General features: G+C 38.0%; 10 protein-coding genes. All 10 read left to right on the forward strand.

Annotated elements, in window-relative coordinates; genetic code table 11:
* Positions 1-7 precede the first annotated feature (7 nt).
* Positions 8-1,012 (forward strand): 4-hydroxyproline epimerase, encoded by a 1,005-nt coding sequence (locus JM84_RS03870; protein ID WP_144782847.1) that lies wholly within the window; start codon positions 8-10, stop codon positions 1,010-1,012.
* Positions 1,013-1,033: 21 nt separating this feature from the next.
* Entirely contained in the window at positions 1,034-2,281 is a 1,248-nt protein-coding gene (locus JM84_RS03875) for an NAD(P)/FAD-dependent oxidoreductase (RefSeq protein ID WP_144782849.1), read from the forward strand.
* Positions 2,282-2,444: 163 nt separating this feature from the next.
* The gene (locus tag JM84_RS03880; RefSeq protein WP_013750372.1) at positions 2,445-3,605 is read left to right on the forward strand and encodes a homogentisate 1,2-dioxygenase; all 1,161 of its coding nucleotides are present in this window, start codon (positions 2,445-2,447) and stop codon (positions 3,603-3,605) included.
* An 8-nt stretch (positions 3,606-3,613) separates the two neighbouring features.
* The gene (locus JM84_RS03885) at positions 3,614-4,087 is read left to right on the forward strand and encodes a CCC motif membrane protein (RefSeq protein WP_013750371.1); all 474 of its coding nucleotides are present in this window, start codon (positions 3,614-3,616) and stop codon (positions 4,085-4,087) included.
* 118 nt (positions 4,088-4,205) lie between these two features.
* Entirely contained in the window at positions 4,206-5,366 is a 1,161-nt protein-coding gene (gene hppD / locus JM84_RS03890; protein ID WP_013750370.1) for a 4-hydroxyphenylpyruvate dioxygenase, read from the forward strand.
* A 160-nt stretch (positions 5,367-5,526) separates the two neighbouring features.
* On the forward strand, positions 5,527-6,345 hold the full coding sequence (locus JM84_RS03895) for a DUF3108 domain-containing protein (protein WP_013750369.1): 819 nt from the start codon (positions 5,527-5,529) through the stop codon (positions 6,343-6,345).
* 103 nt (positions 6,346-6,448) lie between these two features.
* Entirely contained in the window at positions 6,449-7,387 is a 939-nt protein-coding gene (locus JM84_RS03900; protein ID WP_013750368.1) for a tryptophan 2,3-dioxygenase family protein, read from the forward strand.
* Entirely contained in the window at positions 7,387-8,694 is a 1,308-nt protein-coding gene (locus JM84_RS03905) for a M23 family metallopeptidase (protein WP_144782851.1), read from the forward strand. Before JM84_RS03900 ends, JM84_RS03905 begins: the two co-directional genes overlap by 1 nt.
* A gap of 17 nt (positions 8,695-8,711) precedes the next feature.
* Positions 8,712-10,322, forward strand: a complete 1,611-nt coding sequence (gene pgi, locus JM84_RS03910; RefSeq protein ID WP_013750366.1) for a glucose-6-phosphate isomerase — start codon at positions 8,712-8,714, stop codon at positions 10,320-10,322.
* Between the two features lie 172 nt (positions 10,323-10,494).
* Positions 10,495-13,713 carry a carboxypeptidase regulatory-like domain-containing protein gene (locus JM84_RS03915; RefSeq protein ID WP_013750365.1) on the forward strand — a complete coding sequence of 1,073 codons (3,219 nt, stop codon included), beginning with the start codon at positions 10,495-10,497 and terminating at the stop codon, positions 13,711-13,713.
* Positions 13,714-13,789 lie beyond the last annotated feature (76 nt).

Raw genomic sequence — 13,789 nt, forward strand, 5'->3', positions numbered from 1 at the left:
ATTTAATATGAAACACACTTTTACTTGCATAGACGCACACACCTGCGGAAATCCCGTAAGACTTGTTGCTCATGGCGGGCCAGATCTCAAGGGGGCAACGATGAGCGAGAAGCGACAGCACTTTCTCAGAGAGTATGACTGGATACGCAAAGGGTTGATGTTTGAACCACGCGGTCATGACATGATGAGCGGGAGTATCTTATTCCCTCCGCATGATCCTGAAAATGATTTCTCTATTCTTTTTATAGAGACTTCAGGATGTTTGCCTATGTGTGGTCACGGAACTATCGGGACGATAACAATTGCAATAGAAGAAGGGATCATCACACCCAAAGTGCCTGGAATTATCAGAATGGAAGCCCCAGCAGGATTAGTTGAAATTGAATATCAGCAAACGGTAACTAAAGTTGACTGGGTACGTCTCACAAACGTAGCCTCTTTTCTAGCTGCCGAAAATCTAACCGTTGATTGCCCAGATCTGGGTGAGATTTCGTTTGATGTGGCTTATGGAGGGAATTATTATGCGATTGTAGATTCACAAAATAATTTTGCTGGCGTACACGAGTTTACTGCTGGTCAGATTATACAAATGAGTCAAGTGGTGCGTGAGCGTATTAATGAGAAATACCCTAATCAATTTATCCATCCAAAAAATGAGACCATAAGGGATGTAACTCATATGTTATGGACGGGTAATCCTATAGATCTAACATCAGATGGGCGCAATGCTGTTTTTTATGGAGATAAAGCAATTGATCGCAGCCCTTGTGGTACGGGAACTTCGGCTCGGCTTGCACAATTATATGCAAAAGGGAAATTGAAAGTAGGAGAACCTTTTGTACACGAAAGTTTTATAGGTTCAAAATTTATAGGTCGTGTAGCAAAAGAAACAATGATAGGTGATCAAAAAGCCATTGTACCTAGCATACAAGGATGGGCAAGAATATATGGGCATAATACCATTACCATAGACGAGGAAGATCCCTATGCTTTAGGGTTTTCTGTAATATAGCATTGGATAAAAGAAGTATTTATGGCAAAAAATGTTATCATCATAGGTGGAGGGATTATAGGGTTAAGTTGCGCCTATTTTCTACAGAAGTCTGGGCATCATGTTACGGTAATAGACCAATCTAAAATGGATGGCGGCGCGAGTTATGTAAATGCTGGATATATGTCGCCTAGTCACCTTGTGCCGCTAGCAGCTCCCGGAGTCATGAGGCAAGGAATAAAGTGGATGTTTAATAGCAAGAGTCCACTCTATATTAAGCCACGTCTTGATACAGATTTCTTAAAATGGTCGCTAGCTTTTAATAGGTCGTGTACTCAGAAGCATGTAAATAGCGCTGTTCCCGTAATGAAAGAAATTGCGGTGCTGGGCCGTGATTTATATCATCAGATCAAGCAAGAAGAAGGATTTTCTTTTCACTTAGAAAAAAAAGGTTTGCTTATGCTCTGCCAAACAGAAGCAACACTTCATCACGAGGACGAACTCGTGCAAATTGCAATAAAAGAAGGGCTAAGTGCAAGAACTATTTCTGCGCTAGATGTTAAGAAGATGATGCCAGATGCCACCCTTGATGTAGTGGGCGCCTCGTATTTTGAGTGTGATTATCACAGTACTCCTGGCGAATTTATGAAAGAAATGAAAGCGCATCTTTTATCTAAAGGCGTTGTCATTCGACAAGAGGAGAAGGTGATTGATTTAGAAGTCAATAATGGTAAAATTATCAGTGTAAAGACAGATAAAGAAGTTCTTAAAGCAGATGAGGTTGTGATGGCAGCAGGAAGTTGGACAAGTACGCTTTCGCGAAAGCTAAACATTAACCTACACCTTCAGGCTGGAAAAGGATATCGTATCCAAACCACCAAAGAAACAGGAATTACCTATCCATCTATACTTGCAGAAGCAAAAGTGGCAATAACTCCAATGAATGGATTTACACGTTTTGCAGGAACGATGGAGATTGCTGGAATCAATCACACAATTAACAAGGCTCGAGTAGACTCTATTGCAGATGGTGTCAATAAGTATTTTCCAGAAGTACATATTACAGCAGAAGAAAGAGCTGGTGCTGCCTGTGGCTTGCGACCAGTATCTGCAGATGGAATGCCATATATAGGTAAAAGCTCAAAATGTAAAAACCTCACTATCGCTACGGGTCATGCGATGATGGGATGGACGTTAGGACCTAGCACAGGGAAGTTAGTTCAAGAAATTGTAGATGAGGTAACACCTTGTATGGATATGGCTATGTTTCATCCAGATAGAACTTTCTAATTTCCATTTTTACAACACGGTAAAAATCCCCTATATTTACGCTCATGAACGCACAAGGCTGGATAAACTTACCTATACTTCTTAATTTCCTCATAAAGAGGAACCCAGAATAGATTGCTTTACTTGATTTTGAGTAACTTTAAGACAATCTAAAAACACAACAATGCCTTTTTATCATAAGTTGGGAGATATCCCTCATAAGCGTCACACTCAGTTTCGTAAACCAGATGGTTCATTATATTCCGAACAATTGTTTGGTACCATAGGTTTTGACGGGATGAGTACAAATAGCTATCACGTACACAGACCTACGCAAGTAAAGGAAATACGCAAGCAATACTCGGTAAAACCAGAAATTGCAAAGGAGAATAACATGCAATCGTATCGTTTTCGTGGTTTTCAAATAAAGCCAGAAAAAGATTATTTAGAAAGCAGGAAAGCCGTGCTTACTAATAGCGACTGTACTATCATACTTGCTGCTCCCCAAGAACGTACACAAGATTATTTTTATAAAAATACAGATGCAGATGAGCTTATTTTTGTTCATAAAGGCACTGGAAAATTGCGTACACACTTAGGAAATCTTGATTTTAAATATGGAGATTACTTACTCATTCCTAGAGGAGTTATCTACAAGGTAGATTTTGATACGGATGATAATAGACTCTTTATAGTAGAGTCGCGCAGACCTATTTATACTCCTAAGCGTTACCGTAATTATTTTGGACAGCTGCTAGAGCACTCTCCATTTTGTGAGCGCGACTTAAGACAGCCTTACGAGTTAGAAACTAACGATGAGAAAGGGGAGTTTTTAATCAAGGTGAAAAAGCAAGACGATATTTTTGAGATGGTATATGCTTCTCATCCATTTGATGTGGTAGGATATGACGGGTATAACTATCCATATGCTTTTTCAATTCACGATTTTGAGCCTATTACTGGTCGCATCCACCAGCCGCCTCCAGTGCATCAAACATTTGAAACAGATGCCTTTGTAATCTGTAGTTTTGTGCCTAGAAAGTATGATTATCACCCGCTCAGTATTCCAGCGCCATACAATCATAGTAATATAGATAGTGATGAGGTGTTGTACTATGTAGACGGTGATTTTATGAGCCGCACAGATGTAGAGGCGGGACATATTTCTTTACACCCAGCAGGGATTCCTCACGGTCCGCACCCAGGAACTGCAGAGAAGAGTATAGGAAAAGAGGGAACGGAAGAGCTTGCAGTGATGGTAGATACTTTTAAACCACTTATGGTTTGTAAAGATGCTATGACAATTGCAGACGAGAGTTATTATCAAAGCTGGCTAGACCACTAAACATCAATATGCAAAATAAATTACCTGCAGATCCGTCTGCCTTAATATTAGGAATCGTTGGCCTCGTGATAGGTATTGCCGGTTGCTGCTGTTATGGATTTACAGCAATCATTCCATTAGGCTTAAGTATCGCAGGACTTGTGATGGCAAATAAGAGCATGAAACTCTATCGCTTAAATCCAGAAGAGTTTTCTGAATCAAGCAGGAGTAACGTTTCCATAGCACGAGTTCTCAATATCATTTCCATCATCTTAAATGCATTATTCTTACTTATCGTGATAGGAGCACTTGCATTTTTAGGAGTTGCGGGCATGACAGGAGCATTTGATGATTTTACAAATGACGCATACAATACAGATAACAACTGGGAGTACGAAGATGACTTTAATGATGATGTTTTTATGGAAGAAGAAGTAGATTCTATAAGTACAGATTCAATTTTCTTAAACGAGGTATTTCCAGAAAGAGATAGTATTGATTAATTACGCTTTCGCGAAAGCGTAACAAAAACAAATAATAATCTGCTACGGCAGAAGACTTATAAATTAGTATTAATAGTGAAGTAATAGCTTAATCTAACTTCACCGAAAAGTAACAACTATGAGCAAAGACTTAAAATCTGTAGACTACGGATTAGAAAAAATATTTGAAGGAGCGCAAGATTTTCTTCCGCTTTTAGGGACAGACTACGTAGAGTTTTATGTGGGTAATGCAAAACAAGCAGCTCACTTTTATAAAACGGCATTTGGTTTTCAATCATATGCTTACAAAGGTCTTGAGACGGGATCCCGTGATGAGGTGAGTTATGTGCTTAAGCAAGATAAAATACGCATCGTACTAACGACGCCACTTAACAGTAAGTCGCCAATAAACGATCACATTGTAAAGCATGGTGATGGTGTAAAGGTGGTTGCTTTATGGGTAGAAGATGCAAGAAGTGCTTATGAAGAAACTACAAAACGTGGAGCAAAGTCATATTGCGAGCCATTTGTAGAAACAGATGAGCATGGAGAAACGGTACGCGCAGGAATCTATACGTATGGAGAAACGGTACACATGTTTGTAGAACGTAAAAACTATAATGGTGTATTCTTACCAGGTTTTAGAAAATGGGAGTCTGATTACAATCCAGAGCCTACAGGGTTAAAATATGTAGATCACATGGTAGGTAACGTTGGCTGGAACCAGATGAATACATGGGTGAAGTTTTATGAAGAAGTGATGGGGTTTGTAAACTTCTTGTCTTTTGATGATAAACAAATTCACACAGAATACTCGGCACTTATGAGTAAAGTGATGAGTAATGGGAACGGCCGTATTAAATTCCCGATAAACGAACCTGCAGAGGCAGCAAAGAAATCTCAGATAGAAGAATATCTCGATTTTTATGAAGGAGCTGGTGTACAGCACCTCGCACTTGCAACAGATGATATTGTCAAAACCGTAGCGCAGCTTAAGGCTCGTGGTATCGAGTTTCTACCACCACCACCACAAACGTATTATGATGATATCCCACAAAGACTGGGTGAGCACATGAAGGTGATGAAGGAGGATATAGAACGTTTACAAGAGCTTTCTATCCTTGTAGATGCAGATGAGGATGGATATTTACTTCAGATATTTACAAAACCATTAGAAGACAGACCAACCCTATTTTTTGAAATCATACAACGTATGGGAGCAAAAGGATTTGGAGCAGGAAACTTTAAGGCACTCTTTGAGTCTATAGAAAGAGAGCAAGCACAGAGAGGAACTTTATAACTTCTTAAGTACGCTTTCGCGAAAGCGTAACGCTGTTATTTACACAATTACAATTATTTAACTAAAACTTCGTCTTAGAAATAGGACGGAGTTTTTTGTTATTCTATTTTTGGAATAACAATTGTATTATATGCTTTGTACAACCAAATAACGACCTAAGATGAAGTCACATAACAAATACATACCTGCCTTATTAATAATGATAGTATTTCTTGTGAGTACTGCCTTTATGCAGGCGCCAGTAAGTAATAGTGTTATGAAACACAAGGATACATATCAAGCGGGAGAATGGCTTAAATTTAGAGTGCACTATGGGCTACTCACAGGAGGTTATGCTACTATAGACATTAAAGATGCTACTTATAAAGGAAAGCCAGTGCATCACATTAAAGGTTTTGGTGAGACTACAGGTATTGTGGGTTTAGCTTTTGGTGTAGAGGACTATTATGAGAGTTGGGTAGATAAAAAGACAGATTTGCCATATAAGTTTTTACGTAAAATAGATGAGGGTGGTCACACCAAAAATAAAGTTATAGAGTTTGATCAAGTGGCACATAAAGCACATATAAACGATTTAAAGCGAAATAAGAAAACCACTATTGATACAGAACCAGGCATTCAAGATATGGTCTCTGCAATGTATTATTTGCGTAACAATCTTACTACAGAGGAACTAAAGGCCGGTGATGAAGTCAATCTCACCATGTTTTTTGATGGAGAAAATTATCCATTTAAAATGCGTTTTTTGGAAAGAGAGACGATTCGTACGAAGTTTGGAAAGGTAAAGACATTAGTATTTAGACCACTCGTACAGTCTGGTCGGGTTTTTCAAGAAAAAGAAAGTCTTACGATATGGGTGAGTGACGACGATAATAAAATACCACTACGTATTAAGGCAGAATTATCTGTAGGTTCACTTAAAGCAGATCTAGATGCTTATAAAGGACTTAAGCATCCTTTTGAGATCGTGTTTGATTAAGGATTTTGTAAATTGCCACTTAATAAATTAGGCAACACAGCGTTGATGTTTATCATATATGAAGTATTTGATAAGCTCAATATTTACGGTCCAATAACTACTCATGAAAAAGCCCATTCAGCCAGACATAGAAAAAATTATCAATCAGCTTGATGATAAGTACGAGAAGATAGATCAAGATCTTGATGATCATCTTGAAGGATTACTGCAAAGTAAGCCTATCACTTATTGGGACTATATCCATACGGATGCATTATTAAGCCTGCAGTTGCCACGAACGAGCATGCCAGATGAAAATGTTTTTATCATGTATCATCAGGTTAATGAGTTACTTTTTAAAATGGTGCTATGGGAGATTGAGCAAGTAGCTCATCATCCTAACCTTACGGTAGATTTTTTTAGCTCTCGCTTAGGACGTATAAGTCGTTACTTTGATATGCTCACAAGTTCTTTCTCGATTATGCAAGAAGGAATGGATGTCGAGCAATACATGAAATTTAGAAAAACCCTTACTCCTGCCAGTGGTTTTCAAAGTGCACAGTATAGAAAAATCGAATTTGCAAGTACAGATTTAATAAATCTTATAGATAATCGCTTTCGCGAAAGCATAGACCGCAATACTCCGTACGAACATGCGTTAGAACATCTATATTGGCAAGCCGCCGGCAAGGATTATCATACTGGTAAAAAATCTTATTTGCTCACAGCCTTTGAAGAGAAGTATAAAAACGACTTTGTAGCGTTTACAAAAGAATATAATACTATAAATTTGTATGCCCGCTTTAAAAGTTTACCTCAAGAAGTCCGTGAGAATCAAAAGTTACGTGATGCTATGCGTCACTACGATTACACAGTAAATGTTACTTGGGTAATGTCTCATTATCATGCTGCAAATCACTACTTAAATAATGGTGAGAAAGTGGTAGAGGCAACAGGCGGAAGCGAATGGACAAAATATATGCACCCTAAATACCAGCGACGTATTTTCTTTCCAGAAGTCTGGACTGCAGAAGAGCTTGCAAACTGGGGGCATGATGTATAATGAATGACAACTTATTTTTTGTGAAATATTACCACCACTATCTTTTAGTTTTTTTTAGTTTTTTAGTTTTTGCTTGCGGTGACGCTACCTCAGATACGGTAGAAGATGAAGAAATTTATATCGCGCCACCAGAAGTAGTTAAGGAGTACGGCTACGTGCTTGATGATTATATTGTAGAGCGAGATACCGTGCAATCTGGAGATAGTTTTGGGAAGATTCTTTTTGATGCAAATGTAGATTATGCTACAATTGAAGAAATTTCTGATTCTGTAAAATCAGTTTTTGATACGCGCCGTATTAGAAAAGGAAAGCCATACGTCTTACTTAAATCAAAAGATTCTCTTGAGGCCGCTCAGGTATTTATTTATGAGCAAAATAGAGAGGATTATGTTGTTGTCGATTTTCAAGAAAATGTAAAAGCAGCTGCAAAAAAGCATCCTACAACAACTTATGAGCGTGAGATTTCTGGAGTAATAAACAGCAATCTATCATCCACTTTTGATGATCTTGGAGTAAGTGTGAATGTCGCTTATAAAATGGCAGATATTTATGCGTGGACTATTGATTTCTTTAAGCTTCAAAAAGGAGATCGCTTTAAAGCAATATATGAAGAGCGCTTTGTAAATGATACTATTCCAGCAGGAGTAGGTAAAATTAAGGCTGTTCTTTTTGAACATGCGGGACGTGAGATTTACGCATTTAGATTTGCAAATGACTCGCTAGCTGGAGGTTTTGATTACTTTGACGAAAATGGAGACAATTTACGTCGTGCATTCTTAAAAGGGCCACTCAAATTCAATAGAATCTCATCTAGATATAACCTTAAGCGACGTATAAAATATTATGGCTATAAGTTACGCCCACATAAAGGTACTGACTTTGCTGGAGCTATAGGAACACCTATCCTTGCTACTGCAGATGGAGTGGTGACTAAATCTGAAAGACGTGGAGGTAACGGTAATTATGTAAAAATACGCCACAATGCTACTTATGATACGCAATACCTACACATGCAAAAAAGAGCTGTAAAAGTAGGTCAGTCTGTGCGTCAAGGAGATGTAATAGGAACTATAGGTATGACTGGAAATTCTGGTGGTCCTCACGTGTGTTATCGTTTTTGGAAAAATGGAAAACAAGTGGATCCTTTTAAAGAAGATCTTCCAGCATCAAAACCGCTAGATGACCACTTAAAACCTATTTACGATAGTATACGCAAGCCTCTCAGACGTCAACTAGATAATATCCCATTCATGTCTGAAGCAGAAATGGAATTTTCACAACAGCAAGCAGAAGAAAAACAACTATAATCTCAAGAACCTACCTAATGAAAAGTATAAACCCAACTACGACGGCAGCTTGGAAAGCATTAGAAACGCATTACAAGGAAACAAAAGATACGCTATTAGTAGATCTTTTTAAGGATAGTGCTCGTGCAGAAGAGTTCACAATCATTTGGGATTCTTTATATGTAGATTATAGTAAAAATAGAATCACAACAAAAACTCGAGATCTTCTTGTGCAACTTGCAGAGGAAGTTGGCTTGAAAGAGGCAATTGATAGTTATTTTGGAGGAGATGCAATAAACGCAACCGAGGATCGAGCAGTTATGCATACTGCATTACGTGATGAAAAGAGTGATGCCTTTGCTAAGGAAGATGTGGATGAGGTAAAGAAATCAACAGAACTATTTACAGAAAAAGTGATATCTGGTAAGCATAAAGGAGCTACTGGTAAAGAGATTACAGACGTTGTAAATATAGGAATAGGCGGTTCTGACCTGGGGCCAGTGATGGTTGTTGAGGCATTGCAGTTTTACAAAAACCATTTGACTACTCATTTTATATCAAATGTAGATGGTGATCATGTGATGGAGACTATTAAGGATCTTAATCCAGAAACAACGCTTTTTGTAATTGTATCAAAAACATTTACAACTCAAGAGACATTGAGTAACGCTACAACAGTAAGAAAGTGGTTTGTAGACCAACTAGGAGAAGAAGCAGTTGGCAGCCATTTTGTTGCAGTGTCAACAAATGAGGAAGCTATTGCTAGCTTCGGCATTTCTTCAGATAATGTATTTCCTATGTGGAACTGGGTGGGAGGACGCTTTTCTCTTTGGAGCTCAGTAGGCTTATCTATTGCGCTTGCTGTGGGGTACAAAAACTTTGAAGGTTTACTTCATGGTGCATTTAAAATGGATGAGCATTTTAAAAACACTTCATTTGATCAAAATATACCTGTGATAACTGCGCTTTTAAGTGTGTGGTATAATAATTTTTATGGTGCAGAGACAGAAGCTGTAATTCCTTACTCTCAGTACTTACATAGGCTTCCGGCATATTTGCAGCAAGCAATTATGGAAAGTAACGGGAAAAGTGTAGATCGCAACGGTGACCGCGTTACCTATGAAACTGGAAATATTATTTGGGGTGAACCTGGAACAAACTCACAACATGCATTTTTCCAATTGATACATCAGGGAACAAAATTAATCCCTGCAGATTTTATTGGTTTCAGAAAGTCACTTCACGGTAATCAAGATCACCATGATAAGCTTATGGCAAATTTCTTTGCACAAACAGAAGCACTCATGAATGGTAAGACGGCATCTCAAGTGGAGCAGGATTTTGAAGGTAGTACGCTTTCGCGAAAGCGTATAGAAGAACTTACCCCGTTTAAAGTTTTTGAAGGAAATAAACCTACTACCACTATTTTAGGGGAGAAGCTTACTCCAGAGAGCTTAGGGTCACTGGTAGCAATGTATGAGCATAAAATCTTTGTACAAGGTGTTGTCTGGAATATATACTCTTATGATCAGTGGGGAGTGGAGCTAGGGAAACAACTTGCAAAAAAAGTGCTTAATGAGTTTAGTACTGGAACAAGTGAAAATCATGATAATTCTACTGAGAATTTAATTAAATACTATAAGGAATGATAGTAAATAATTGATTATTAGTATTTTAGTAATAAACCCTTCAGGATAATGTTTGAAGGGTTTTTTTAGTTTTACAAAATGAAAGAACTTTCGTGTATAAGTTAACGTTAAGTTAATATTGGCACTCCACAAATTTAGAGTAATTTTGCAGCGCTAATTATTAACAAATATCATGAAGAAAATTACATTTTTATCATTGATCGCCATGTTTCTAGTGACGGTATCGTCATTAGCACAAGGGGTAACGACAAGTTCTATCTCTGGACGTGTGTTAGACAACACAGAAGGTCCATTGCCTGGAGCAAACATTGTTGCAACACACGTACCTACAGGTTCTGTGTATGGAGCAGTAACAGATTTTGATGGTTTTTACCGTCTAACGAACTTAAGACCAGGTGGTCCTTACAATGTTACGATTACTTACGTAGGATTTGAGGATTATGCACTTAATGGTTTTTCACTTACTCTTGGGGAGACTAAGAGAGTTAGTACTACAATGGCAGAGAATGCAAATTCTCTAGATGAAATTGTAATTACTGCACAACCTAACAGCATTTTTGATGCTAACAAAACTGGATCTGAAACTGCTATTAGTCAACGTCAAGTAGATGCGTTACCTAACATTTCTAGATCTATTTCAGATTTTGCACGTCTTACTCCTGAAGCACAGGTGAGAGGTGATAACCAATTATCTATTGGTGGTCAAAACAATCGTTACAATGCTCTTTATGTAGATGGAGCAGTAAATAACGATGCATTTGGTCTTTCTGGATCAGGAACAAATGGAGGTCAGACTGGTGTAAACCCAATCTCTATTGATGCAATTGAATCTTTTCAAGTAAATGTTGCTCCTTATGATGTAACTATTGGAGGTTTTGCTGGAGGTGCGATTAGTGCCGTAACAAAATCTGGTTCTAACGAATTTGAAGGTTCTGCTTATTACCTTTTCAGAAACGAATCGCTTGCAGGAAAAACTCCTGGTGATTTTGAAGATGATAACGATAGAGAAAAGCTTGCTGAGTTTTCAGCAAAGACTTTTGGTATACGTGCTGGAGGACCTATTATCAAGGATAAATTATTCTTCTTTGTAAACTATGAAGGTCAAAATGATGAAACTCCACAACCATTTGATGGTAACTACGCAGGAGATTCAGGGTTAGAAGGAGTTGCAACTTTTAAGCAATTCTTAATTGATGAATACGGATACAACCCAGGAACATTTGATAACAATACTAGAACATTAGAAAGTAATAAAATTCTTTTCAAGTTAGATTGGAACATCAATGAGAATCATAAGTTATCTCTACGTAACAACTTGGTAAAAGCTGATTTCTTTGGAATAGGTCGTTCTAGTGCAAGAACAATCAACTTCACTGGAGCTGCTCAAAACTTTGAATCTAATACAAATACTGCATCTTTAGAGCTTAACTCTACTTTTGGTAATAAGTATGCAAACAGATTCATACTTGGTTACACAAGAGTGCGAGATGATAGAGGTATTAATGGCGATCCTTTCCCAACTATTGAAATCAATGATGGTGATGCAAGAATTTTTGCTGGATCTGAGCCTTTCTCAACAGCAAACTTACTTGAGCAAGATATCTTCACACTAACAAACAACTTTCAGATATTTTCTGGACGTCATACAGTTACTTTAGGAACTCACAACGAGTACAGTAAAGTGAAGAACGTATTCTTTGGTCGTAACTTTGGAGAGTATACTTATAACTCATTAGAGGATTTCTTTAATGATGATGCAAACGAATTCCGTAGTAGTTACTCACTTTTAGGTGGAGTAGGTGATGATTCTGTTGGAGCTGCTGAGTTTGATTTATTCCAATTAGGATTTTATGCTCAAGACGAAGTACAAATGTCTGAGACTTTTAAAATGACTGCTGGTTTAAGAGTAGATTTACCTGTTTGGGATGATGGAAGAGGAAACTCTGACTTCAACACAAGAACTGTTGGTTTATTAGAAGCTGCAGGAAAAGATTTACAAGGAGCACGTGTAGGTCAAGGGCCTAAAACAACAGCACATATCTCTCCACGTTTAGGATTTAACTGGGATGTAAAAGGAGACAAGACTACGCAAATACGTGGGGGTCTAGGATTATTTACATCTAGAATACCATTAGTATGGCCAGGAGGAGCTTACAACAATACTGGTACAGTTGTAGCAAACACAAGAATTTTTGGAGACGGAGTTCCAGATTTCAATCCTGATGTAAACAACCAATTTCAACAAGAAGGTGAGTTCCAAGGAAACATTGATTTACTTGCTGAAGATCTTAAATTACCACAGGTATTTAAAAAGAGTTTAGCGGTTGATCAAAAATTAGGAAATGGATTTACAGTATCTGCCGAGGTTTCTCACAGTAGTGTGATTACTGGGCTTCAACTTGAAAACTTAAACCTAGAAGGACCACAGTTTATGACTACAGGAGCTGGAAGCCGTGCAAATTATGGTGGACAAGACGTAGACGGTACTTATGGAGGAATTTTCTTAATCTCTAACACGAATGATGGTGAGGCATTTAATACATCTGCTACATTATCTAAGAATTTTTACTCTACAATGGTAGATGTGAGAGCTAGTGCTACTTATTCTTATGGACGTTCAACTACAGTGTTTGAGGGAACATCTTCTCAGAATATTTCTAACTGGGCATTTAACGAAAGTGTAAATGGATCTAACCAACTTGGAACTTCAGTTTCTGACTTTAGCCAAGGACATAGAACACTTGCAAATGCAGTAGTAGATATTAAGTGGTCAGAAAATATCAAAACATCAATTGGTCTTTTCTATGAAGGGGCTGAAGGAACTCCATATAGCTACGTTGTAGGTGGTGGAAGCAGTAACCGATTAATCAATGATTCGGGTGAAAGTTTTACGGCATTACCTTTTGTTCCTGCAAACTTTGCAGATGCAAATCTTGTAGATCAAACAGATAGAGACGGTAACGTTACTGCTACTGCAGAGGAGCAATGGGCTGCGCTTGACGCATTCATAGAAGGTGACGATTACCTAAGTACTCGTAGAGGGAAATTTGCTGAACGTAACAGAAGTAGAGCAAGATGGAGTCATGTAGTGGATTTAAAGTTTACTCAAGATTTTGCGCTTCAATTCGGTGAGAAGAAACATGCTTTCCAATTATCTGCTGACGTATTTAACTTCACAAACTTAATTAACAAGGATTGGGGTAGAAGATACTTTACAAGTGGATTTGATACCGCTTCTCTTGTTAACTTTGCAGGATTTGCAGATGACGGAACAACTCCACAATACACATTTAATGATGGTGTAGAAAGAGGTCTTAATCAGATTGATGACGCAGGATTTAACTCTTCAAGATGGCAAATGCAAATAGGTCTTCGTTATATCTTTAACTAAGAGCTATTATCACATAATTGCATACGCAATAATAAAGCCGCAACTGGAAACAGTAGCGGCTTTTGTTTTTATGGAT

The sequence above is a fragment of the Dokdonia sp. Hel_I_63 genome (genome assembly GCF_007827285.1).
In the GTDB taxonomy this organism is placed as follows: domain Bacteria; phylum Bacteroidota; class Bacteroidia; order Flavobacteriales; family Flavobacteriaceae; genus Dokdonia.

Coding starts and splice junctions, on each gene's coding strand:
- JM84_RS03870 (WP_144782847.1), top strand. CDS start 8: ATGAAACACACTTTTACTTGCATAGACGCACACACCTGCGGAAATCCC.
- JM84_RS03875 (WP_144782849.1), top strand. CDS start 1,034: ATGGCAAAAAATGTTATCATCATAGGTGGAGGGATTATAGGGTTAAGT.
- JM84_RS03880 (WP_013750372.1), top strand. CDS start 2,445: ATGCCTTTTTATCATAAGTTGGGAGATATCCCTCATAAGCGTCACACT.
- JM84_RS03885 (WP_013750371.1), top strand. CDS start 3,614: ATGCAAAATAAATTACCTGCAGATCCGTCTGCCTTAATATTAGGAATC.
- hppD (WP_013750370.1), top strand. CDS start 4,206: ATGAGCAAAGACTTAAAATCTGTAGACTACGGATTAGAAAAAATATTT.
- JM84_RS03895 (WP_013750369.1), top strand. CDS start 5,527: ATGAAGTCACATAACAAATACATACCTGCCTTATTAATAATGATAGTA.
- JM84_RS03900 (WP_013750368.1), top strand. CDS start 6,449: ATGAAAAAGCCCATTCAGCCAGACATAGAAAAAATTATCAATCAGCTT.
- JM84_RS03905 (WP_144782851.1), top strand. CDS start 7,387: ATGAATGACAACTTATTTTTTGTGAAATATTACCACCACTATCTTTTA.
- pgi (WP_013750366.1), top strand. CDS start 8,712: ATGAAAAGTATAAACCCAACTACGACGGCAGCTTGGAAAGCATTAGAA.
- JM84_RS03915 (WP_013750365.1), top strand. CDS start 10,495: ATGAAGAAAATTACATTTTTATCATTGATCGCCATGTTTCTAGTGACG.